This window comes from Rhodoferax sp. LB1P47 (genome assembly GCF_056521445.1).
Genome location: NZ_JBWMAU010000004.1, coordinates 196,636 through 216,339 on the forward strand (window position 1 = coordinate 196,636; position 19,704 = coordinate 216,339).

General features: G+C 61.0%; 31 protein-coding genes. 16 read left to right on the forward strand and 15 right to left on the reverse strand.

The window, feature by feature from the left end:
• Positions 1-17: 17 nt before the first annotated feature.
• The 15 genes from AC0969_RS07650 to AC0969_RS07720 all read right to left on the reverse strand — a co-directional run bounded on the left by AC0969_RS07650 (position 18) and on the right by AC0969_RS07720 (position 8,773).
• Entirely contained in the window at positions 18-1,226 is a 1,209-nt protein-coding gene (locus AC0969_RS07650) for a hypothetical protein (protein WP_479623551.1), read from the reverse strand.
• A 166-nt stretch (positions 1,227-1,392) separates the two neighbouring features.
• The gene (locus AC0969_RS07655) at positions 1,393-1,668 is read right to left on the reverse strand and encodes a hypothetical protein (protein WP_479623552.1); all 276 of its coding nucleotides are present in this window, start codon (positions 1,666-1,668) and stop codon (positions 1,393-1,395) included.
• Between the two features lie 11 nt (positions 1,669-1,679).
• Entirely contained in the window at positions 1,680-2,144 is a 465-nt protein-coding gene (locus tag AC0969_RS07660) for a helix-turn-helix domain-containing protein (RefSeq protein WP_479623553.1), read from the reverse strand.
• Positions 2,141-2,629: a phage protein GemA/Gp16 family protein gene (locus tag AC0969_RS07665; RefSeq protein ID WP_479623554.1), complete on the reverse strand. Its 489-nt coding sequence runs from the start codon at positions 2,627-2,629 to the stop codon at positions 2,141-2,143. The genes AC0969_RS07660 and AC0969_RS07665 overlap by 4 nt, the downstream gene beginning before the upstream one ends.
• Position 2,630: 1 nt before the next feature.
• Entirely contained in the window at positions 2,631-2,810 is a 180-nt protein-coding gene (locus AC0969_RS07670) for a hypothetical protein (RefSeq protein WP_479623555.1), read from the reverse strand.
• The gene (locus AC0969_RS07675; protein WP_479623556.1) at positions 2,807-3,265 is read right to left on the reverse strand and encodes a hypothetical protein; all 459 of its coding nucleotides are present in this window, start codon (positions 3,263-3,265) and stop codon (positions 2,807-2,809) included. Before AC0969_RS07675 ends, AC0969_RS07670 begins: the two co-directional genes overlap by 4 nt.
• On the reverse strand, positions 3,262-3,579 hold the full coding sequence (locus tag AC0969_RS07680; protein ID WP_479623557.1) for a hypothetical protein: 318 nt from the start codon (positions 3,577-3,579) through the stop codon (positions 3,262-3,264). Before AC0969_RS07680 ends, AC0969_RS07675 begins: the two co-directional genes overlap by 4 nt.
• A complete protein-coding gene (locus AC0969_RS07685; protein ID WP_479623558.1) occupies positions 3,576-4,202 on the reverse strand; it encodes a DUF3164 family protein in 627 nt (208 codons plus the stop codon). Before AC0969_RS07685 ends, AC0969_RS07680 begins: the two co-directional genes overlap by 4 nt.
• Complete coding sequence (locus AC0969_RS07690) at positions 4,199-4,444, reverse strand: hypothetical protein (RefSeq protein WP_479623559.1); 246 nt, start codon at positions 4,442-4,444, stop codon at positions 4,199-4,201. Before AC0969_RS07690 ends, AC0969_RS07685 begins: the two co-directional genes overlap by 4 nt.
• An 88-nt stretch (positions 4,445-4,532) precedes the next feature.
• On the reverse strand, positions 4,533-4,679 hold the full coding sequence (locus AC0969_RS07695) for a hypothetical protein (protein WP_479623560.1): 147 nt from the start codon (positions 4,677-4,679) through the stop codon (positions 4,533-4,535).
• Positions 4,676-5,677: an AAA family ATPase gene (locus AC0969_RS07700; RefSeq protein ID WP_479623561.1), complete on the reverse strand. Its 1,002-nt coding sequence runs from the start codon at positions 5,675-5,677 to the stop codon at positions 4,676-4,678. Before AC0969_RS07700 ends, AC0969_RS07695 begins: the two co-directional genes overlap by 4 nt.
• Positions 5,674-7,320 (reverse strand): transposase, encoded by a 1,647-nt coding sequence (locus tag AC0969_RS07705; RefSeq protein ID WP_479623562.1) that lies wholly within the window; start codon positions 7,318-7,320, stop codon positions 5,674-5,676. The genes AC0969_RS07700 and AC0969_RS07705 overlap by 4 nt, the downstream gene beginning before the upstream one ends.
• Positions 7,321-7,335: 15 nt before the next feature.
• Positions 7,336-8,340 carry a hypothetical protein gene (locus AC0969_RS07710; RefSeq protein ID WP_479623563.1) on the reverse strand — a complete coding sequence of 335 codons (1,005 nt, stop codon included), beginning with the start codon at positions 8,338-8,340 and terminating at the stop codon, positions 7,336-7,338.
• Entirely contained in the window at positions 8,337-8,591 is a 255-nt protein-coding gene (locus AC0969_RS07715) for a hypothetical protein (protein WP_479623564.1), read from the reverse strand. Before AC0969_RS07715 ends, AC0969_RS07710 begins: the two co-directional genes overlap by 4 nt.
• Positions 8,588-8,773, reverse strand: a complete 186-nt coding sequence (locus AC0969_RS07720) for a DNA-binding protein (protein ID WP_479623565.1) — start codon at positions 8,771-8,773, stop codon at positions 8,588-8,590. Before AC0969_RS07720 ends, AC0969_RS07715 begins: the two co-directional genes overlap by 4 nt.
• An 82-nt stretch (positions 8,774-8,855) precedes the next feature.
• On the opposite strand from AC0969_RS07720, the gene AC0969_RS07725 reads away from it, so the two are divergent.
• From AC0969_RS07725 to AC0969_RS07800, 16 genes are all read left to right on the forward strand, one after another.
• Positions 8,856-9,452, forward strand: coding sequence for a hypothetical protein (locus AC0969_RS07725; RefSeq protein WP_479623566.1), 597 nt, complete (start codon positions 8,856-8,858; stop codon positions 9,450-9,452).
• Positions 9,436-9,708: a hypothetical protein gene (locus tag AC0969_RS07730; protein ID WP_479623567.1), complete on the forward strand. Its 273-nt coding sequence runs from the start codon at positions 9,436-9,438 to the stop codon at positions 9,706-9,708. The genes AC0969_RS07725 and AC0969_RS07730 overlap by 17 nt, the downstream gene beginning before the upstream one ends.
• Positions 9,705-10,139, forward strand: coding sequence for a hypothetical protein (locus AC0969_RS07735; RefSeq protein ID WP_479623568.1), 435 nt, complete (start codon positions 9,705-9,707; stop codon positions 10,137-10,139). The genes AC0969_RS07730 and AC0969_RS07735 overlap by 4 nt, the downstream gene beginning before the upstream one ends.
• Positions 10,139-10,570, forward strand: coding sequence for a hypothetical protein (locus AC0969_RS07740; protein WP_479623569.1), 432 nt, complete (start codon positions 10,139-10,141; stop codon positions 10,568-10,570). Before AC0969_RS07735 ends, AC0969_RS07740 begins: the two co-directional genes overlap by 1 nt.
• Positions 10,571-11,052: 482 nt before the next feature.
• Positions 11,053-11,571 (forward strand): hypothetical protein, encoded by a 519-nt coding sequence (locus AC0969_RS07745; RefSeq protein ID WP_479623570.1) that lies wholly within the window; start codon positions 11,053-11,055, stop codon positions 11,569-11,571.
• Between the two features lie 107 nt (positions 11,572-11,678).
• Positions 11,679-12,035 carry a putative holin gene (locus tag AC0969_RS07750; protein WP_479623571.1) on the forward strand — a complete coding sequence of 119 codons (357 nt, stop codon included), beginning with the start codon at positions 11,679-11,681 and terminating at the stop codon, positions 12,033-12,035.
• Positions 12,036-12,749, forward strand: a complete 714-nt coding sequence (locus tag AC0969_RS07755; RefSeq protein ID WP_479623572.1) for a transglycosylase SLT domain-containing protein — start codon at positions 12,036-12,038, stop codon at positions 12,747-12,749. It abuts the gene before it with no gap.
• Positions 12,746-13,270 (forward strand): hypothetical protein, encoded by a 525-nt coding sequence (locus AC0969_RS07760; protein WP_479623573.1) that lies wholly within the window; start codon positions 12,746-12,748, stop codon positions 13,268-13,270. Before AC0969_RS07755 ends, AC0969_RS07760 begins: the two co-directional genes overlap by 4 nt.
• Before the next feature lie 18 nt (positions 13,271-13,288).
• On the forward strand, positions 13,289-13,510 hold the full coding sequence (locus AC0969_RS07765; RefSeq protein ID WP_479623574.1) for a TraR/DksA family transcriptional regulator: 222 nt from the start codon (positions 13,289-13,291) through the stop codon (positions 13,508-13,510).
• A complete protein-coding gene (locus tag AC0969_RS07770; protein WP_479623575.1) occupies positions 13,503-13,781 on the forward strand; it encodes a hypothetical protein in 279 nt (92 codons plus the stop codon). The genes AC0969_RS07765 and AC0969_RS07770 overlap by 8 nt, the downstream gene beginning before the upstream one ends.
• 5 nt (positions 13,782-13,786) lie before the next feature.
• Positions 13,787-14,299: a DUF1804 family protein gene (locus tag AC0969_RS07775; RefSeq protein ID WP_479623576.1), complete on the forward strand. Its 513-nt coding sequence runs from the start codon at positions 13,787-13,789 to the stop codon at positions 14,297-14,299.
• Complete coding sequence (locus tag AC0969_RS07780; protein ID WP_479623577.1) at positions 14,292-14,915, forward strand: DUF7338 family protein; 624 nt, start codon at positions 14,292-14,294, stop codon at positions 14,913-14,915. Before AC0969_RS07775 ends, AC0969_RS07780 begins: the two co-directional genes overlap by 8 nt.
• Entirely contained in the window at positions 14,915-16,507 is a 1,593-nt protein-coding gene (gene terL, locus AC0969_RS07785; protein WP_479623578.1) for a phage terminase large subunit, read from the forward strand. The genes AC0969_RS07780 and terL overlap by 1 nt, the downstream gene beginning before the upstream one ends.
• Positions 16,504-18,045, forward strand: a complete 1,542-nt coding sequence (locus AC0969_RS07790; protein ID WP_479623579.1) for a DUF935 domain-containing protein — start codon at positions 16,504-16,506, stop codon at positions 18,043-18,045. Before terL ends, AC0969_RS07790 begins: the two co-directional genes overlap by 4 nt.
• Positions 18,042-18,362 (forward strand): DUF4406 domain-containing protein, encoded by a 321-nt coding sequence (locus AC0969_RS07795; protein ID WP_479623580.1) that lies wholly within the window; start codon positions 18,042-18,044, stop codon positions 18,360-18,362. Before AC0969_RS07790 ends, AC0969_RS07795 begins: the two co-directional genes overlap by 4 nt.
• Positions 18,352-19,596 (forward strand): phage head morphogenesis protein, encoded by a 1,245-nt coding sequence (locus tag AC0969_RS07800; protein ID WP_479623581.1) that lies wholly within the window; start codon positions 18,352-18,354, stop codon positions 19,594-19,596. Before AC0969_RS07795 ends, AC0969_RS07800 begins: the two co-directional genes overlap by 11 nt.
• The last annotated feature ends 108 nt before the right edge of the window (positions 19,597-19,704 follow it).

The window sequence follows — 19,704 nt, forward strand, 5'->3', positions numbered from 1 at the left end:
GGTGGGTTGCAGGTGGGTCAGGCGCGGTGCTGCGCCGATACGTGGGCTACGGCCTGCGGCAAGCTCACGGCCAAGCCCTTGTCGGCTTGTTCCTTCATGTAGCTGCGGGTGGCTTCTGCCAGTTGGTTGGGGTCAGTTGCGTCCACCGTGCCGCCGTCGTCTGGGGTGGTCCGCTTACCCAGCTGCACCTGCACAGGCAGCGCGGCCATAAAGTCGGCAAAGAACTGCGCGGGGGTCTTCTTCACCTCGCCGCCCGTGTTTTTGCTGAAGCTGAACGCAGCCGGGGCGGCATCCAGCGACACCATGAACTCGGCCAGGCCGGGCACCAAGGCCGGGGGCAGCTTGCCCGCAGCCGTGGCGGCGGCAATCTCGGCACCAATGCGGGTGGCCTGCACGCTGGCCTGCAAGGTCGCCAGTTCCTGCGCCTGTGCCGCAAACTGGGCTTGGGCGGCGGCCTGCGCATCTTTGGCGGCCCTATCTGCAGCTTCGTCTAGCTGCGCTTGGGTAAAAGTCATTACGGCTCCTGGGTTGTGTTGGGTAAAGGGGTTGGGGTTCAAAGTGGTGGTGGGGTCATCGCCCGGCTCTGCCAATGCAGCGGCCTTGACGCGCTGGGCGGTATCGGCAATGGACTGGATACGCCAGTTGGGCAAAGTCGTGTCGGCCACTTCCAGGCCCTTGTCGGCAATCAGTTGGTCGCGCTGGCGACGCAGCAGCTCGGCTACATCGTCCAGTGCCGCGCCCATGTCCCAGTCGGCAGAGCCAAATTCAAATGCATCCACCTGCGCGCTGTAGTCCAGTGGGGCCAGCCCGCTGATGGCAGGCGGCGCAGCGCCCAGCCAGCCCACGTGCTGCAAGCGCCAGCCAGCGTCCTTGTCGTTGTAGACAGACACAGAACGGTTGCGGTAAGCGCCGCTGGCCACACCCGCTTCAAAGTCGGGGTTGATGTCCGAAAATTTGACATACAGCGAACCTCCCTCGCGCTTGGCATCTGCCGCTTGCACCCAGCCATAGGCCGGGTCGTTGTGCTTGGGGTGGCCCAACACGGCAGGCACTGCGCCCAGCGCAAGGTTGCTTACCATCTGGTCCAGGTCAGACTCCGCGAAGCGGCAAGCCCGGCCCTTGCTGTCGGTGTGCGCGCCTGCCTTGAAGACTTCGATCCAGTCGTTCAGGCCTTTGAACTGGTGCAGCTGGGAAGCCGGGGGGGTATTGGGGTGCTGTGTTTGCATGCCCTGCACTGTGCCGATGCAGGGCGTTTTATTCTTGGTGAACCGTTTCACCCACCCCAACGAAAACAGGCCCCGGAATGCGGGGCCTGTGGGGCGTTTGGATGCATCGGGTAAGCCGATGTACCAATAGAGACTTTAAACAGCTTTCAAACTACCGTAAACGGCCTTAGTAGGCCCGTGCCAGCGTCTTGGTCTGGTACTTGTTGTTGGCAATCAGCGATATGGTGGTTTTGCTGATCTTCAACACAGGGACAATCTCACTGTAAGAGTAGCCCCGTGCTAAAAAATCTTTGACCGATGCCACCATACCCGCGCTGATTTTTACGCCGCTTGGCTTTTCAACGCTTTGCAGGCTTTGGTTCAGAACCGCAATCATCTGCTGCCGCTCGGCCACCTCGGCTTGCAGCTGCTTGATCTTACCCACCACATCCACCACATTCATTACCATCCCTTTCAAAGTCCAAACGGATTATTCGCTTTGCCCGCATAGCTCTGCGGCCTAGGCGCTTCTTCAAACAAATCCATCGTGTAAACATCCGCTTCGCCGTCTCCGTGCAAGATGTTGATCACATGGCGGCGGCTGTAGCCAGTTTCGCGGGCAATGTCATCCATGGACAGGCCTTGCGTGCGTAGCTGGCGCACCTGCTCGTGGCGCAACTCGCGCAGGTAGGCATCGGCATTGGGCAGCTCCAGCGTTTCGCCTTCGTACTCCGCCACCAGTTTGCCAAAGCCCACTTCGCCCAGCAGCACCGCCAGCGGATGCATTGCCGTGACACGGTTGCGCTTCGGGATGGTGATGCGCCCGCCACCCGTGCGGCCCACCAGGCGCAGTGCATCGGCCTCACCCAGCACGCGCACCAGCTCACGCAGCGCGGGCGGCAGCAGGGCAGTATTGATGTGCGTGCTGGTGTCCGTCATAGCGTCTTCACGGGCTTTTTCAAAGGCGGCAGGGCGGCAGGCCCCACCCGCCGCAACCACTGCTTCAGCTCTTCAATCAGTTTGCACAGCTGCTCGCTGGTGGCAAAGCGCAGGGCATCCATCGGCCCCAGCGCTGTGCCGTTCAGTTGCCGCTTGGCCCACACTTCCACCGCCTTGTCACAGGCCTGGGCACTGGCCGGGCGGGTGACCCCGCCACGCTCCGCCAGGTCGTACCACATGGCGCGCAGCTTGCGGTGTTGCAGGCCGTGCAACGGCTGTGCGCCTGCAGCCACGGGCTTCACGGCAAAGCCCTTGGCCTTGAAGTGCGCCAGCAGCTTGTCGCGGCCTGCCGCATCCAGATCGGCGGCACTGGCCTTGCCCGTCACGGTCAGCAGCACATGCTGGTAATCCTCAGTGCTCAGACCCAGGTGGGCCTTCGCCATGTGGATCAGCCCCAGCGCGCGCTTGCGGTTGTCGGTGCCCATATCAGCCTTTCGTTGCCAGCACGGCCACGGTGGCAAAAGCGGCGGCTTCCCAGCACTTCTGGTCGGCAGGCTTCAGCCCTTCCCAGGGGTGGATGGCTTCGCCACGGCCCACGCGCTTGGCCTGTGCCTTGGCATAGGCTTCGTAGGCCGTGCGGCCCAGGTCTTCAAAAGTGGTGTTCATACCGACTCCTCTTTAGAAAATTCCACACCGTCACGACGGCAAAGATTGCGGCTGTTGCACCACCTTAGCCATCCGGCCAGCGCGTCGCCTTTGGCACGCTGGGTATCGGCTTCTGGCACACCAGGCACCAGCAATTTGCCTGCGCTGTTGCCTACTCCGCGTCTGGCCCGTACCTTGATTTCTCCGACCAGAAACGCTTTTGGCCCCTTCGCAATCTGGATCGCACCACTACCATCAGTGGCCTGGATCGGCATGGCATCACCCACTTCGATTAAGCCGGTGGCCCAGCACCAAGCTATTTGCGGGCGCAGGTCATAGAAGCTGCGACCACCGCAACGAGGGCAGCAAAGTTCTGACACGATGTAATAGTCTTTGCGCGGCATGCTGACCCGCTCCGATTCCATGTGTTGGTTGCGGCAGCGAGTGCACCGCACCAGGATGTCGTGGGTGCTCATTCGGCACCCCCATCACTAGGTTTCAAAATTTCCTCTTCGCTCTCGTCGTAAAGCTCTTTGAATTTCACATCGGGAACACGGGGATACGTTGAAAAATGTTGATCCAGCAGGCCCAGCCCATCATGGTGAAGGCCACCACCGTAGTAAGCAGCCATGCGGGCGGCGTACTGAAAAACATCATTCATGTCGTTGACTTGGAAAAGTTCTTTGCTGAATAAGGCCAGATATTCGGCTTCGGTCTTTGATCCAAAAAAGGTGGGAGAGAGTTCGATCTCAATCTCTTTTGTAATGATTACCCGTACGGTGCGTTTCATACCACCGCCAAATCAAGGTTGATAGGCATGTATTCGCCGCTTGCTTCATTGCGCTCGTAGAAGCGGATGTATTGCTTGCTGCTGGCTACTTGCATGCTGTCGTCGATGGCCTTCATCGCCCGCTGCCAGTCATCATCTTCAATGTGCAAGCGGCGCAGGCCCAGCACCCGGCTGGTACTGATCTTGCCCGCGCTGTCCACCTGGAACGCGTCGTTCACCAGCACTTTGATATTGCCGTTGCTGCCCTTGCTCCAGACCTGGATGCAGCCGTCGATCAGCGCTTTGGCAGCTTGCAAACGCTCATCAAACACAATGCTTTCTTGTGTGGCGCGGATGATCTTGTAGCGCCCATCAAAGCTCACCAGCGTGATGTTGCCCTTTCCCTTACCCGCGCTGCGCTTAACCCCATATTCCTCCAGGCTGCGCGCCACAAAGTCCGCCACGGCCTGCATGGCATTGGTCTTAAAAGCCGCCATGCTGGCCCGGTGCTCTTTGGCCGCATTGCACAGCTCTTCTACCGTGCGGCTGCGGTCCTTGTCGATCTCTTGTATTTTTGCCACAGGCACAAGACTGCCCTTGGCATCCTTCCAGTAACCGCGTGGAATATCGTTTTCGGTGTTCATTTGCTCTCTCCGTTGGTTGGTAAATAGGTATCGGGCGGGATGCCGCGCAGGTACTTCTGGCGTGTCTCAAAAGCGGCTTTCAGTCGGGGCAGGTCACGCTCCAGCAGCCTGCCTTTGGCCGCGTCTTTGATAGCCGCCAGCGCCTGCACCGTCGTGGCTTTGCCCATCTCACGAATGGCACAAGCCGCCCGTACATCGCTGGTGCCGTGGGTAATGCGGTCGGCGGCAGGGGCGGTATTCACAGCGGGGCCTCCAGCGCGGCAATCGCACCCATGGCGATGGCAAAGGCCATGCAGGCCAGCCACAGCGCCACCTCCGCCAGCGCCGCCTTCATGCCACACTCCGCACATGGATGCCGGCATAGCCGGGGAAGCGCGCCATGGCCAGCAACGTGGCCGCAAAGGCATCGGGGTATGCACCCCGGTGCTCTCCGACAGAGCCGTCTTCCATGGTGATGGTGACCAGGTAGGTTTTCATGCGCGTTCTCCCTTTTTGATGGGCTTGTCCATGTAGAGCACCTTGGCGGCGATCGTCTCCACCATGGGGGCCGTCAGGGGCAGTTGCTTCACGCCGTAGTCTTTGATGGCCGCCACCAGGTTCTCGGTCAGCACCCGGGCGCTTCCGTTGCCGTAGGCCCACAAGGCATCCAGCACAGCGTCGCTCAGCCCCCCCACATCCGCCGCAAGCGCAGCGCGGGCCATGTCGTCGGCATCGTCGCGGGTGATGCGCTCTATGGTCTTGGGCCACATGCCCACCCGGCTGCGCACCTGGTCAAACTGGCCGTGCTGGGGCTTGATCAGCGCGGTCAGCTTTTCGGTACCGCACAGCACCACACCTACCTGGGCAATGTCGTGGATGCGGCGCAGGTACTCCATGGCGCTGGGGCTCAGGCGCTCGGCTTCGTCCACGATCAGCAGGTAGTTGGTGCCGCTGAGCACCTGCACCAGCTCGCTGAACTTGTTGTCCAGCCCACGCGGCACAGCGTTGTGCAGCTTTTCCAGCAGCCGGGTCAGCAGCACGCCGGGGGTCATGTTGGGGCTGCTTTCCACCAGCAGCGACATGGGGTTGGCAGCGCAATATTCTTTGCAAAAGCGGGTTTTGCCCACGCCCACATAGCCCGTCACCACACCAATTTTCTGGTGCTTGCGGGTGCGGCCAAACACCACTGCCATCAGCTCGTGCACGCTGCCCATCACGTAGCCGGGTGTGCCATCCTTCAGCCGCTCACCCTCCACGTCCAGCACGCTGATGCACTGGTTGAGCTGCTTGGTTGGGCTGCTCACGTACTTGAGCGACAGAATCTGGCTCAGCGTGCCGCTGGGTATGCTGGCCTTTTTGCTCAGCCAAGCGCGGCTTTTGTCGTGCGCCGTGAGCCACTTTTTAACGGTGGCCACGCGCTCCAGGTCTTGCGCCGTGTACACGGTGCCCGGCCCGTTGGTGGTGCCGTTGGTGGCGTTGGTAGGGGTGTCGCTCATGTCTTATCGCTCCAGCTCAAAAGGTCAATGTCGATGTCGGGCTCTGTGGGTGGCAGGGGCAGATGCGCTACCGGTGCCAGGTCTTGCAGTGCTTTGACCTGGTCGTCTGCGGTGACCGCATCGCTGCGGCGGGCGCGGGCCTCGCTCACCTTGCGTTCCAGTCGCTTTTCTTGCCCCAGCAGGCGGCGGTTGCGGCCTTCTTCCAGGCGGCTGGTGGGCAGCACGCTGATGGTCTTGGTCAGCTTGGCCTCGGTGACCAGGCGGCCCTTCAGGTCGTAGACCCATACCGTGCGGTCGTCGTGCAGGTCGTACTCCACATGCACGCGCTGCGCGTCGTACAAGGCCAGGGCCTCCGCAAAATAGGTGCGGCCATGCAACGTGACCACCTGGCGCAGCACCGTGCGTTCTTCGCGGGGCCGCACCATGGCCTGCGCTTCCATGCCCACCGCCACCGGCACCAGCTCGGCCCACATCTGGGCAGGCGTGCGGCCGTGCAGCTTGGGCTGGGGCTGGTTGTGGTAGTGCTTCAGCCAGTCGGTAAAGCTCTGCACATAGGCCTGCAGGCTGGGCAGCGTGCGCTTGCCCTGCACCAGCTCGGCGCTCAGGCGGCGGTTGGTTTCCGGGGCCATGTCGTCGCCGCAGTACACCGTGCCACCGACAAAGAACTTGTCGTGTTTGTCGCGTACGGTGCGAAAGAAGCGTTCAATCCAGCCCTTGCCGTGTGGGTTGCCCGGCAGCGCACCAATCACGCCGATGTCAAACCGGGCGTAGAAACCGGTGGTTTCATCGCTCAGCAGCTTGGCACGGTAGCCAGGCCCTCTGTCAACGTAGACCCAGGCGGGCACATGGTCAAACTTGGCCATGGCGTGGCTCAGGGCGAACATGGTGGACACGGTGCTTTCCGATTCCGTCATGTACCAGCCCGCCAGATAGCCGCTTTTGACGCAAATGAACGCCGTCAGCTCGGGGCGGTAGGGCTTGCCGGTGTTGGGGTGGCCCACGTAGCAATCGGCGGTGTGGCCGTCGCCCGCGTAAATCTCGCCCACCAGCACTTCGTCCAGGTGGCGGCGCTGGTACTTTTGCCGCGTGAGCTGGTGCAGGTGCTTGCCAATACGGGCCGGGCTGTTGGCCCCCAGGGTGGCGGGCAAGGCCTTTAGGTAGCGCTTCACCCGGCTGGGGGTAGCGTCTTCAAACCCTTCTTGAATCAGCTTTGAAGACACATCGGCAAAGCCGGGCTTGCCGGGTATGTTGTACAGCTCTATGGCGCGGGCATCCCAGCTGTAGCCCTTGCGCACCCGGCCTGTGTGGGCGGGCAGCAAGGCGTTTTTGCCACCTTTGAGGTAGTCGCGCAGCCAGCGCTTGATGGTGGGCTCGCTCAGGGTGGCATCGTTGTGCAGGCAGGCTGCCAGGTGGCGTGTGCGGGTATCGGCCACTCCCCCATGCAGCTGCGCTGCCAGCAAGCCCGCCGCCCGGTTGATGCTGGCCCCCTGGCCCACCAGTGCTGCCAGCGGTGCCAGCAGGCCCTCGCGGAAACCGGCTATGCGGCGTTGGTCTTCGCTGGCGCTGGCCCACGGGTCCGCCGTCAGCACGGCGGGTAGGTCGGCCATGTTGTCTATGTGTTGAACGAGCTTGAGTGCGCGCATGGTGGGGTCCGGGCTTTAAGCCTTGAGCTGGGGCGCGTTGGCTGGGCGGCCCTTGCCACGCGGGCGGGCCGCATCACGGTCATGCTGGCGCAGTGCGGCTTCGTGGTTGTGCAGGGCGGTCAGCTCGGCCCATTCCTTGGCAACCGACTGGATTTCTTCCGGCGTGAGGAACGACAAGCCCTCGGGCTTGTCCGGGTTAATCGCCGTGCCAATGGCATCCGCATAGCTGCCAATCAGCCCATCCAGTTGCAACCGCAGCGCCACCAGCCCGGCCAACACCAGCCGGGTGCTGGGTTCTACCCACGGGCCTGCCAGGTCGTGGCCACGAAGGCCTGCCAGCTCCACGCCCAGGGGGTAGATGCTGGTGAGCGCCAGTTCGACTTTCTTCACCAGGGCTGCTGCTTCGGCGCGGATGTCCAGCACCATGGGGGGCACGCCGGAATCCTCTTCGCTTTGGCTACGGCGCTTGAGTTGCTTTGCCAGCCCATCGCGTTGCGCAATAGCCGTATCCCGCTGTGTTCTTGCATCAGCAAGCGCACGCTCCAGCTCACGGGAGCTAAGTTCGACGACCTTGTGCAGTCCGTCCGCCATGACCGCCTCCAGCACTTCGGGGTCGGCGTAAGCCAGTGAACATACCTTCGTGCGGGGCATATCCAACAGCAGGTCCTGCTCCTTGCCTGAACGCGAGAACACAAACTGTGCGTAGGCCATCGCCCGCTGGGCCTGTCGCACTTCAATGCCACGCCGTTCAAGTTCCGGCAGAAACTGGCCGTGTGCAAGGGTGTTTTTAATGGTCAACAGCAGCAAGCCATGCGCCGCAAAGTGCCGCTTGCTGGCCTCTTCTTGCTGTATTACCTGCTGCCAAAGCGTGTCCACAGGCGCCGCTAGGTCGATGCTTATCTTCCGCGCATAGGCCGCCGCACCCAAAAGCGACACGCCGTCGCTTTTCTCAGTCGTACTTAAGTCGGCAGCGCCGTCCGATTGGTCCAACACCTTCAATGCTGTATCTTGTTTCTTCATTTCCCGGCTCCTTCTTCACGTAGTTGTTGGATTTTTTCTTTGCGGCACTTCACTTGCCATGCTTTCAGCAATGCGCTGGCTTGCCGACCCTCGGCCCTCCCGTCGAGTAAGCGGGTCACCTCGCCGTACTTGATGGCCCACATCAATCCGTGTTCGATGTGTTCGAGCTGATCGGCGCTTAATCCCCTGGACAGGAGCGCATCCCCAACAAGGTCGAGGGCTTTCTTGGAACGTCCAATGGCGGTATTCATGCCGCTTCCTTCAAACCTAGCTTCACAGCGATTTCATGACCACGGCCACGGCGGGCCTTGTTGATGCCATTGACGACGCGCACCACTTCGCAATACGGATAGCCATTGCTCTCCGCAAATGCCTTAAAAGTGCGGCCTTCTCGCTTAAACTGGGTCTTAACTTGGTCGGGTGTTAGGGGCATTTGCCGCTCCTTAATTGCGTTGTTAAAAAGTTGTTGATGACGTATTGTAGGTGTAATTTTTACACCTAACAAGGATTTTTCTGTGATTTCTACACTTGTGAAAAAAGTAATGGCTGAGTGCAAGCTCAAGCAGGCAGACCTAGCTGAAGTGCTGGGCGTACCTTTGGACCGCGTGAAAGCGTTGACTTCGAGCCGCGTAAAGAACCTCACGCGTGAGGAAAGTGAAGTGCTGATTGATGTACTGAAGATCAGGGCCAGTTGGCTAATATCTGGGGAAGGCCCTATGTTTCAGAGTGACGATGAAACCGAAGACGAATTCGTGGCCCGTCGTCAGCGAATCAGCCGCATGGTCGAGCTGGTCAATGCCATGCCGCTCCGTGAGTTCACCCGCATACGCCTATGCGGCCTGATGAAAGGCGATGTGGCGCAGGATGGCCTCTACATTGCCAACGCCATCCGCAATGAGGCACTAGGCATCGACTTCGTGACCGGCAAGCCCATCGACGCAAGCCCAGCCCCGGCTCCGGTGAAGGTCAAACAGAAAGCCAGCGGCCCCGGCTCCAGCATCCAGGTGGGCGGTTCAATTTCAGGTTCAACAGTATTTAACGGAGAGATGGATGGCGACAGTGCAGCGGCAGGGCGGAAGCGGGCAACACGTACAAGTGGGGCGCGACGTTAATGGCGGCGACTCCATCAGCATCGGCAACATCACGATCAATATCCACCACGGCCAGCCTGCTGAGGCCAAGCGTGAGCAGCCCACCACTGTGGGCGGGCTGCTGGGCCTGATTGGCGACCTGAAGCCCGCAGAGCACAAATCGTTTTTGAAGTTTCTGCACACCGTGCTGGGCGACCTGCCGCTGGCCGAGGTGGATGGAGCGACGTTGAAGCGGGTGAATGCGTATGTGGGTGCGATTTTTGAGAGGCGCGCATGAAGGCGGTGGCGGCCATGGCGGCCTTGGCTTTGCTGGTGTGCGCACCCATGGCGCAGGCACAGAACAAGCTCTCCCATGCCAACTATGAAGAGGCTCGCATGCTCTATGACGAGTTTGGTAAAACCCTTGGCAGGGTCATGCTGTGGCAAAAGAAAACGCCCCAAGAACGGGCCGCAAGCCTGAAGCAAGCCACGGCCCATCAGGCCCGCATCAGCAAGCTATTTGGTGATTTTTCGCAATGTGCCAACGCTGCCAATCTGCATGTAAATTTTGTCAGTGACCTGAATAAACTGGTCTCTGCTGGAGAAGGTGCGGGAAGCTTGGATGCGTTTGGATTGTTGGGGGCACTGAGTGCTGCTGAACGATTTGGCAATCACCGTGGTGGGTGCTATGACGAGGTAGAGGCGTTGAATACGCCTGTGAAAAAATGATGAGAAAACCGTCGATATCAATCGTGCTATTAGCTGGTGCGATATCACTGTCAGCCTGCGGCGAGCGCTACAAAATTGATGAACCACCCGTCGAAAAAAGAGAAATTACCGTACTGATACAACGGCCTGTATTTCCCGGCTCATTGGTGCGCAAATTTCGTGCAGAAAGTTTCACTTTTGGGACTGTACTTGACGAGATCGGAACGCTTGAGCCGACCTGGAATGTCGGTGTGCGCTGCGAAGGCGGGTACAACAAGCAGCCGCCGTTGTACTCTGTTGATATGACCATCATCCATGCTGGCGCACTGGCAGATGAGGGAATTAAGCTAACCCAAAATATGACCATGCACGAGCTTTGCATGAAGCGGGCTTACCAACACCTAGAGATGCTTAAAGGACTCAAATCCGATGAGTTGAAATATTTTCGCTGAGACAAAACAATGAACCGCAGAACACTTTTCGCCACCCTTTTCGCCACCGTCCTTGCCGCCGTATCGGTTGAAGCGGAAGCCCGTGGCAGCAGGCGCAGCGGCGGTCACTCGTTTAGCCGCAGAGGCTTTGGTGGCGGCGGCGGTGGCTATAGCGGTGGGGGTAACTCCGGCGGCTGCGGAAGCCGTGGCGGGGCCAGGTATCGCAAAGCCAATGGCAAATGTGCCGGGCGTAATGAATGAGGCGTTGCAGCACACGATTCTCCGTATTTTTGACCAAGAAAGACTTCTCAAAATGAGTACGCCCAAGCCACCTCCACCTCCACCAGCACCTCGGCCACCACCCCCCACTCGCCATGACTATGGTGGGCGAAAGTCTGGCAATGATGTGACGACCTTCCATCCCGCGCCGCCATCCCCGCCTGCGCCGCCCCGGCCTGGCAAGTAGCGTTGCAGCACTGCGGCCTATCGGCCACAATCCGGCTATGACTGACACAGACAAAGACCAAGCTTGGACGCTGTTGTGGGATCGCCGCGCAGGCGTATTGCACAAGCTGCTGGTAACCCACCTGTACCACCGCAAACGGCAGCGCTTCTTTGACCTGCTGGACAAAGGCACCAAAGCTGCCACGGTGCTACTGGGGGCCTCGCTCTTGGGCGAGTCACTCAAACAACATTTGCCACTGGTGGCTGCTGCTATCTCTGGTCTAGGCTTGCTGGCTTTGGTGTTTGGCTATGGCGACCGCAAGCAAATCCACAAAGAGCTGGCCGAATCGGCCATGCAGTTGGTCGCCAAAGTCGAAGAGGCCCCACTTGCACAACTCACCGATACGCTGGCTGGGCAATGGGAGGCGGATCTGTCTCGCCTCAATGCCAAAGAACCGCCCACGCTGAAAACGCTGGTGGTTATATGCGAGCGCGATGCAGCCACCGCAGCCAACCATCCCGCCCATGTGCCTTTGCCGCCCTGGCATAAGCGCGTGCTGGCCGACTTTTTGGCCTAGCGCCGCCCGCTGGTGAACTAGTTCACCAGGCCAAAAACACCCCCACTCCCGACACTCAGGGCACCCTAACCGGTGCCCTTTTTTCTTGTGTCTCAAAGGAGTGGAATATGTTTAAAAATGCCCCGCGCATGCTCTTGTGGTGTGTGCTGACGATTGCGCTCATGGCCGTGTCGCTATGGGTCCAATCCCGCGCCCCTGGCAGCGTGCTCACCGTCACGCTGTACAAGGCCCACCTGATGGCCCTGGGCGGCTGGGGTGGCTACTGGCTGGACCGGGCGCTGTTCCCGTATGATCGCCCGCACCAATACCTGGACTTACCTGAACTCCCGCCGGGGAAGAAACTCGATTTATCGGATGCACAAACCCGGCAAGCCTGCGGATACGGCCCGGACTTCAGCGACTCCATGCTGCGCCGCGCCATCATCGTGGCGGCCTGCTTGATCTGCGTGGGTTTGGGGGCGTAAATGCACGCACTGCATGCCCTTGATGTGCTGCGCTTGGAGCGAGCCAGCTTCTGGCGGCGCACCATCGCCATCCTCAGCACCTACCTGGTCACGGTGCTGCTGGCCGCCAGTTGCACCGCGCCCATTCCCGCCCATAGCGCGGGAATCTCCACGCCCCCAGCCCACAGCGCCAGCATTCCCGCCCAGGCGCAGCACCACAAGCTGACCCTGAAGCGCGAAGCCCAGCGCGTGTGGGGCCTGCAAGCCCCGGTGGCCAGCTTCGCGGCACAGGTCCACCAGGAGAGCCGCTGGAATGCATCCGCCCGCAGTCCCGTGGGGGCCATTGGCCTGACCCAGTTCATGCCCGCTACGGCGCAGTGGATCGGCGGCATGTCGCCCGACCTGGCCGAGCGCGCACCGCTGAACCCCACTTGGGCATTGCGCGCCCTGGTGGTGTACGACCAGTGGCTATTCCAGCGCATCCGCGCAGACAACGACTGCGAGCGCATGGCCTTCGCACTCAGCGCCTACAACGGCGGCCTGGGCTGGGTCTACAAGCGCCAGAAGCTGAGCCCGCAGCCGGGGCTGTGCATGGGGCACACCTGTGCCATCAATCCCGGGGTGACACCCGCCAGCCAGCGCGAGAACGTCCACTACCCCGCCGTCATCCTGCTGACCTTTGAGCCGCTCTACTCCGGGTGGGGTGCTGGTTCTTGCACAGGGGCAGTGCTGTGAGCGCCGCCGTGAAGTGGGCAGCGGCAGTGTTCACCGCCCTGATTTTGGCTGGCCTGCTGCACGCCATCTACAGCACCGGCCACGAGTCTGGCACGGCTGCGTGTGAAGCCGCCCACGGCAGGGCCGTAGAGAAAGCTGAGCTGGTTGTCCATGCCCAGGCCAAAACCGATATCACCCGCGCCCACACCACAGGCCGCCAGCGTGAGCAAGAGCGCCGCGCCCTAGACACCGTTTTTACCCAACTCAGCCAAGAGGCCGCCCATGAAAAACCTGATCCTGTCGATAGCTGCGTGCTGCCTGCTAGCCGCCTGCGCCTCTGGAGGGCTGCGAACGTTGGAGCCAACACTGGTGCAGCCGATAACAGTGCCGCCACCGGCGAACTTGACGGCTCCACCGCCACCCCTGGCGCCACCCCAGTCGGGCCAGATGCAGGCGCTGGAAGCCAACCACCGGGCGGTAGCCCTGGCCTACCACCAGCTAGCCAGCCAGATGTGTGGGTTGCTGGCCTTCCTGCAACTTGACACGCAAGGCTGCGCCCCGTGGACGAAAAGTTTTTTGAACAAGCCAGTGCCCTAGAGCAGGTGCTGCGCGACAACGCCTTGCGCAATGCACAGGCCCAACTGGACGGCCCCGGCCAAAGCGATTGCGAAGGCTGCGGCCAACCCATTCCACAGGCTCGCCGCGCAGTTCTACCTGGTGCAGTTCGTTGCATCGCCTGCCAATCCATTTTTGAAAAATTGAAAGTAAAAAAACATGTCTGATACCTCTACCGCTGTGCTTGTTGAGCTGGGCCAAGTCAAAGGCCAATTGCTGGCCATGACCGACCTGCTGCGCCAGAACCATATGGCTACGCAAACCCGGATTGAAGACTTTTCAAAGTCAGTTGGCGTGCGGTTTGACGGCATCGAGAAGCGCTTGGGCACGTTGGAAGAAAACGAGCGCGGCACAGCCATCCGGGCCGCCGGTACCGGTGCGTTGGCTGGAGCCATCGTGGCCGCAGGTGTGGCCATGATCAAGGGCCTGGGCCACTAAAACCCATGGCCTATTCCCCGCAAACGCGCGCCAAGGTACGTGCCAAGTACGTGCAGGGCGCACCCCTCAAAACGGCGGCAGAAGCCTGCAAGGTGCCCTACAACACCGTGCGCAACTGGAAGCGTGAAGACGCAGAGGCCGGTAACGACTGGGACATGGGCCGCACCGCCCGCCGCATGACCAAAAGCGGCGTGGAAGAAATGGCCAACGAGGTGCTGGGCGAACTGGCCGACCAGTTCCTGGTCACGCTGGATGCGGTCAAGAAAGACCCTGGCATGTCCGCCGCCACGCGGGCGCAAATCTTGGTGCAGCTGATGGACGGCTACGGAAAATCCATCAACGCCGCCAGCAAGGCCATGCCCAACGCGAACCGCTTGGCCACCGCGATGGACGTGGTGAAGTTTCTCAGCCTGTTCATCACCCAGCACTACCCCAAGTTTCGCGAGACTTTCATTGCGGTAACCGAGGCAGCGGGCAACGACTTTGTACGTGAATTTGGAGGGCAATCGAATGCTTAAAAACCTGTTTGCTTTGGCCTTGATGCCATTGCGTTATGCCGTGTTTGCGGTCGTATCCATCTTGGCAAACCTGTTGGTGTGGGTGCTGTCGCCCGTGCTGGCCCTACTGGTAGTGCGGGAGGCTTGGGAGGACGTGCAACGCCAGTGGTTGCCCCGCTGGTGCCGCTGGCTGCAAACCCACGATGCACCACTGGACGAATGGTGGCGCGGCGGCTATTACAAAACGGCCTTCGCCTGGAGCGCCAAGCTGACCGATGCCGACTTTGCACAGTCCGCCTGGCTGCGCTACGTGGCGCGCATGTGCTGGTTGCAGCGCAACCCGGCCTATGGGCTGGCCACCTATGCGCTGGGCTACCCCAAGACAAAACGGTATACGCAAGCCGTGTTGACGAAACGGGGCGAGTGGGATACCGCCAGTACGAACGCAGAGCTGGTGGTGTGCATGTGCTACGACAACCCTCTATGGCTGCGCGGGGCCTTCCTGCTGCGCGCCCAGCTCTACTACACCCGCACCCGCTATGTGCGCATCCAGTTTGGCTGGAAGCTACAGCGCGAAGAGCCCAAAGTGATGCTGGCTACCCACTTCAACCCATTCCGCAAGTGGGCTAGCACCTGATGGCAAAGCAGCGCCAGTTAAAGGAAAAGCAGTTCCTGGAAGAACTGCGTGGCTTTGCCGATGCCCAGCGCAATCTGTTGGAGGCCGAATGCGATGGCTTCGCCACGGACTTCAGCGCACGCGATGCCCGCCGCACCCGTGCGCATGGTGATTACGAATTCTTCTGCCGCACCTATTTCCCCCACTACGTCAAAAGTGAGCCCAGCCTGTTCCACCGCTGGTTTTTTGACAATGTGCCCAAGCTGATCGACGAACCCCGCGGCAACTGGGTCAATATCTCGGCACCCCGGGGCGAAGCCAAATCCACCCTGGGCACCCAGCTGCTAACGCTGTGGTGCGTGGTCACGGGCCGCAAGCACTTTGTGCCCATCGTGATGGATAGCTTTGACCAGGCCGCCACCATGCTGGAGGCCGTCAAAGTGGAGCTGGAAAGCAATCCGCGCCTGGCCATGGACTTCCCCGACGCTTGCGGCGCAGGCCGCGTGTGGAATGCAGGCGTGATCCTCACTGCCAACGGGGCCAAGTTGCAAGCCTTTGGCTCTGGCAAAAAAATGCGCGGCCTGCGCCATGGCCCGCACCGGCCCGACTTGGTGCTGCTGGACGATATTGAAAATGACCAAAACGTCCAAAGCAAAGACCAGCGCGACAAGGTAGAAGCCTGGGTCAAAAAGACCGTGATTCCGCTGGGGCCGCCCGAGGGCACGATGGACATCGTCTATCTCAACACCATCCTGCATTACGACTCGGTGGCGAACCGTTTCCACAAAAACCCGCTGTGGAAGCGCATCAAATTTCGCGCTATCACCCGCTGGCCAGACCGTATGGACCTGTGGCAAACGTGGGAGGAGCTGTTTATCAACGACGGCGAAGAAGCCGCCGATGCCTTCTATGCGCAGCACCGCACCACGATGGATGCCGGGGCCATTGCCAGCTGGCCCACCATGCGCCCTGTGGTCAAGCTGATGAAGCTGCGCGCTGGGGACCACCACGCCTTTGACTGCGAGTACCAGAACGACCCCAGCAACGACGATGCGGCGTTCTTCACCCAAATGCAATATTGGGTGCAACCGCAACGCGACTGGGTGTTCTACGGCGCACACGATCCCAGCCTGGGCAAGAACAACAAGAGCCGCGACCCCTGCGCCTGCCTGGTGGGCGGCTTTGACCGCTTGAGCGGCAAGCTCAGCGTGGTAGAGGCGGCTGTGGCCCGCATGGTGCCGGACCGCCAAATCAGCAAGATCATCGAATTCCAGCGCGCGTACCGCTGCCTGGTGTGGGGCGTGGAATCCATCCAGTTCCAGGAGTTTTTTCGGCAGGAACTGGTGAAACGATCCGCCCAGCAAGGTGTGCCCGTGCCTGCCGTGGCCCTCACGCCCAATACCGACAAGGCCCTGCGCATTGAGTCGCTGAGCCCGCACGTTGGCAACGGCCTGATCCTGTTTAGCCAGGCGCACACCGTACTGAATGAGCAACTTCGCCACTGGCCCGAGGCCGACCACGACGACGGCCCCGACGCGCTGCACATGCTGTGGATGCTGTGCACCAGCCGGGCGGGCGGTATCCCCAAAATCATCACCGGACCCAGAAAATGACTCCAGCACGCGGCTTACTCAAAACCCTTGGCGGCTGGCTCAATAAGCCGATTGCCACGGCTGATAGCGACCCCCAGCGTTTCTTTGGCACGCTGTACGCGCTGCCCAACCCGGACCCCATCCTGCGCCAAATGGGCGAGGCGGACAAGGTGTACCAATCCATCATGGCCGATGCGCATGTGATGGGCGAGCTGCGCAGCGTGCGCGGTTCCTTCCGGTCCCAAGAATTCCGGCTCACGGCGGGCGATGCCAACAACACCGCATCCGCCGCCGCGCTGGACCTGTGCCAGCAGTGGCTGGCCCAGCAGCAGCCCAATGCCGTTGCCGACTGGCTGGAGGTGATGTGGCAAATGACCAGCGCCATCTTCAGCGGCTACAAGGTGCATGAGTTGGTGTGGGACTTGGTGAATGGCTACTACCTGCCGACCCAGGTGCTGGACCGCCCAAACCGCCGCTTCAAGTTCGACGTGGAAGGCAAGGTGTTGCTGGTGAGCCGGGGCAACTTCCAGGGCACGCCCGTAGAGCCGTACCAGTTTGTGGTCAGCCGCAATATGCCCACCACCGACAACCCTTATGGGGTCGCTTTGCTGTCGAGTTGCTTTTGGCCTTGGACCTTCAAAACTGGTGGCTGGCGCTATTTCGTCAAATACTGCGAGCGCCACGGCCTGCCCTGGCCCGTGGGGCGCTACCCGCAAGGTACGCCAGAAAAGGAGCAGCTCGAGCTGGCCGATGCGCTGGCCAGCATGGTCGAGTCCGGCTACCTGGTCACACAAGAAGGCACGGGCATTGAGTTGCTGGTGCCCAACAGCAGCGGCGGCAAGCTGCCCCAGCAAAGCCTGATCGACCTGTGCAACAAAGAAATGTCCAAGGCCCTCACCAGCCAGGCCATGGTGGGCGAGCAGCTGGACGTGGGCGCACGGGCCGCCAGCGACACCGCCAAAGCACGCCAGGATGAAGTCCACGATTCAGACCGCGACATTGCCGCCAGCGGCATGAACCAGATTTTTGCCTGGATCACCAAGTTCAACTTTGGCGATGGCGTGGCCCCGCCTACCCTGGAGTTCTACAAGCGCGAAACCGCTGGCAAAACTCGGGCCGAAACCTTCAAGATTGCAGCCGATATGGGTGCCCGTCCATCGCGCAAAGCCATGCTGGAGGAGTTGGACATGCCCGCAGCGGAAGACGATGCCGACGCGCTGCTGCCCGTCACCGCAGTCGTCCCCAGCGTCAAGCCACCGCCCATCAAAGCCGACTTTGCCGCACTGCAAGGCTTCACCTTCGCCCGTGCCGCGGGCATGACGGAAGATGAAGCCATGGCCCTGGCCAGCGAGGCCGCCGACCAGGCCATTGAAGACTACATGATTGCCCCGGTCTACGCCATGCTGGTGCAGTTTGAAAAGGACGGAAAAACGCTGGCTGAGTTCAAAGACGCGCTGGCCGACCTGGTGGGGCCGATGGACGACGATGCCCTGCGCGAAGTGCTGGACCGGTCGCTGACGTATTCCATCCTGCGTGGCGCTGCCACCAACGCCGCATGATGCGCGTCTACATTGCCGGGCCGATGTCGGGGCTGCCTGAGTTCAACTACCCCGCATTCCATGCCGCAGCCGCCAGCCTGCGGGCACTGGGTTACCACGTTGAAAACCCGGCGGACAACCCAGAGCCGCCCTGTAAGTCATGGGAAGGCTATATGGCCATGGCTATCAATCAGTTGGTGACCTGTGAGTGCGTGGCTTTTCTGCCTGGCTGGGCAGCGTCCAGAGGTGCACGCGTAGAGCACCGCCTGGCACACGATCTGTTCCTGAAGGTCATCACCGTGGCGGCTTTGCTGGAGGGCGTGGGCTATGGCGAATGAAGTCAAACCCTTTGGCGTGAAGTTCAGCGAAGCCATCGACTACCTGAAGGCCAAGCTGCCCGAGACCACCCTGAAGTGGGACGACCTGGCCGGGCCAGTGCATGGCCCCATCTTCGCCGTGGCCGGGGCCACCCAGGCCGACGTGCTGGGCGACATCCACGGCGCGCTGGCGCGTGGCCTGGAAAACGGCACCACCATCACCCAGTTTCGCAAAGACTTCGACAAGACCGTGCAGCAGCATGGCTGGACCTACAAAGGCAAACGCGGCTGGCGCACCCGTGTCATTTTCGACACCAACATGCGCACGGCCCACATGGCCGGGCGCTGGCAACAAATCCAGGCCAACAAAGACCGCTACCCCTATTTACAGTACCGCACGGCGGGCGACTCCCATGTGCGCCCCCAGCACCGCCTGTGGTCTGGCTTGATCTACCCGGTGAATTCGCCTTTCTGGGACACCCACTACCCACCGAATGGCTGGGGCTGCCGCTGCACCGTGCGCGCCTACGCGCAGCGCGACATCACGGCAAAGAACCTGCAAGTGCAGCCCCCATTTGACCCCGCCAAGATGAAAACCCGCGACGTAGTGACCCTGGACGGCGAATGGAAAGACCGCGTGCCCCTGGGCATCGACCCCGGCTGGGACCACAACGTGGGCAAGAGCTGGATCACGCCAGAGCTGGCCCTGGGCGAAAAGCTGGCCCGCCTGCCACTCGAATTGCGCGGTGCCATGGTCGATAAAGCCATTTCACCCGCATTTCAAACGGTGTTGAATGACCGTTTTAAAGCCTTTCGAGCGACCCTTAAAGCGGTAGGCCATCCTAGCGGTGAAGCGCAGATCGTGGGATTCCTGGACAGTGCCGCCCTGGATGCGCTGGCGCAGGAACTGCCTGCCGTTACGCTGGAGTCCACCGCCGTGGTGGTGATGGATAACAAAACCGCCCACCTGGAAGGTAACCACAAAGCCGCATCGGCACAGCAATGGCCCGAGGACTGGATCGACGCACTGCCTGAGCACTTTCGCAATTACCGGGCGGTGCTGTGGGACATCAAGGCCGAAAGCATGGTGGTTGTGCCGCAAGGCAGCTTCAACAGCACCGTGCCCAAGATCACCGTCCGCCTCAATCAAAAGACCAAGGCGGGTAAAGCGGTGTCGGTGGTGTCGTTGGGGAGTGGCCGGATCACCGACCTGGGCGATAGCAAGGCCTACAAACTGTTGGTAGGCAAGCTGTGAAGAAGGGGGCCAGGGAGTTCGCTACGTTCCATAATCAAACCGCTGGTGGGCGGGCTGGGGCTGGTGCATTTCCAGTCCACTGACCTGATCAAATTTTAGTCTTTGGGC

Coding starts and splice junctions, on each gene's coding strand:
- AC0969_RS07650 (WP_479623551.1), bottom strand. CDS start 1,226: ATGCAAACACAGCACCCCAATACCCCCCCGGCTTCCCAGCTGCACCAG.
- AC0969_RS07655 (WP_479623552.1), bottom strand. CDS start 1,668: ATGAATGTGGTGGATGTGGTGGGTAAGATCAAGCAGCTGCAAGCCGAG.
- AC0969_RS07660 (WP_479623553.1), bottom strand. CDS start 2,144: ATGACGGACACCAGCACGCACATCAATACTGCCCTGCTGCCGCCCGCG.
- AC0969_RS07665 (WP_479623554.1), bottom strand. CDS start 2,629: ATGGGCACCGACAACCGCAAGCGCGCGCTGGGGCTGATCCACATGGCG.
- AC0969_RS07670 (WP_479623555.1), bottom strand. CDS start 2,810: ATGAACACCACTTTTGAAGACCTGGGCCGCACGGCCTACGAAGCCTAT.
- AC0969_RS07675 (WP_479623556.1), bottom strand. CDS start 3,265: ATGAGCACCCACGACATCCTGGTGCGGTGCACTCGCTGCCGCAACCAA.
- AC0969_RS07680 (WP_479623557.1), bottom strand. CDS start 3,579: ATGAAACGCACCGTACGGGTAATCATTACAAAAGAGATTGAGATCGAA.
- AC0969_RS07685 (WP_479623558.1), bottom strand. CDS start 4,202: ATGAACACCGAAAACGATATTCCACGCGGTTACTGGAAGGATGCCAAG.
- AC0969_RS07695 (WP_479623560.1), bottom strand. CDS start 4,679: ATGAAAACCTACCTGGTCACCATCACCATGGAAGACGGCTCTGTCGGA.
- AC0969_RS07700 (WP_479623561.1), bottom strand. CDS start 5,677: ATGAGCGACACCCCTACCAACGCCACCAACGGCACCACCAACGGGCCG.
- AC0969_RS07705 (WP_479623562.1), bottom strand. CDS start 7,320: ATGCGCGCACTCAAGCTCGTTCAACACATAGACAACATGGCCGACCTA.
- AC0969_RS07710 (WP_479623563.1), bottom strand. CDS start 8,340: ATGAAGAAACAAGATACAGCATTGAAGGTGTTGGACCAATCGGACGGC.
- AC0969_RS07715 (WP_479623564.1), bottom strand. CDS start 8,591: ATGAATACCGCCATTGGACGTTCCAAGAAAGCCCTCGACCTTGTTGGG.
- AC0969_RS07720 (WP_479623565.1), bottom strand. CDS start 8,773: ATGCCCCTAACACCCGACCAAGTTAAGACCCAGTTTAAGCGAGAAGGC.
- AC0969_RS07735 (WP_479623568.1), top strand. CDS start 9,705: ATGAAGGCGGTGGCGGCCATGGCGGCCTTGGCTTTGCTGGTGTGCGCA.
- AC0969_RS07740 (WP_479623569.1), top strand. CDS start 10,139: ATGAGAAAACCGTCGATATCAATCGTGCTATTAGCTGGTGCGATATCA.
- AC0969_RS07745 (WP_479623570.1), top strand. CDS start 11,053: ATGACTGACACAGACAAAGACCAAGCTTGGACGCTGTTGTGGGATCGC.
- AC0969_RS07750 (WP_479623571.1), top strand. CDS start 11,679: ATGTTTAAAAATGCCCCGCGCATGCTCTTGTGGTGTGTGCTGACGATT.
- AC0969_RS07755 (WP_479623572.1), top strand. CDS start 12,036: ATGCACGCACTGCATGCCCTTGATGTGCTGCGCTTGGAGCGAGCCAGC.
- AC0969_RS07770 (WP_479623575.1), top strand. CDS start 13,503: ATGTCTGATACCTCTACCGCTGTGCTTGTTGAGCTGGGCCAAGTCAAA.
- AC0969_RS07775 (WP_479623576.1), top strand. CDS start 13,787: ATGGCCTATTCCCCGCAAACGCGCGCCAAGGTACGTGCCAAGTACGTG.
- AC0969_RS07780 (WP_479623577.1), top strand. CDS start 14,292: ATGCTTAAAAACCTGTTTGCTTTGGCCTTGATGCCATTGCGTTATGCC.
- terL (WP_479623578.1), top strand. CDS start 14,915: ATGGCAAAGCAGCGCCAGTTAAAGGAAAAGCAGTTCCTGGAAGAACTG.
- AC0969_RS07790 (WP_479623579.1), top strand. CDS start 16,504: ATGACTCCAGCACGCGGCTTACTCAAAACCCTTGGCGGCTGGCTCAAT.
- AC0969_RS07795 (WP_479623580.1), top strand. CDS start 18,042: ATGATGCGCGTCTACATTGCCGGGCCGATGTCGGGGCTGCCTGAGTTC.
- AC0969_RS07800 (WP_479623581.1), top strand. CDS start 18,352: ATGGCGAATGAAGTCAAACCCTTTGGCGTGAAGTTCAGCGAAGCCATC.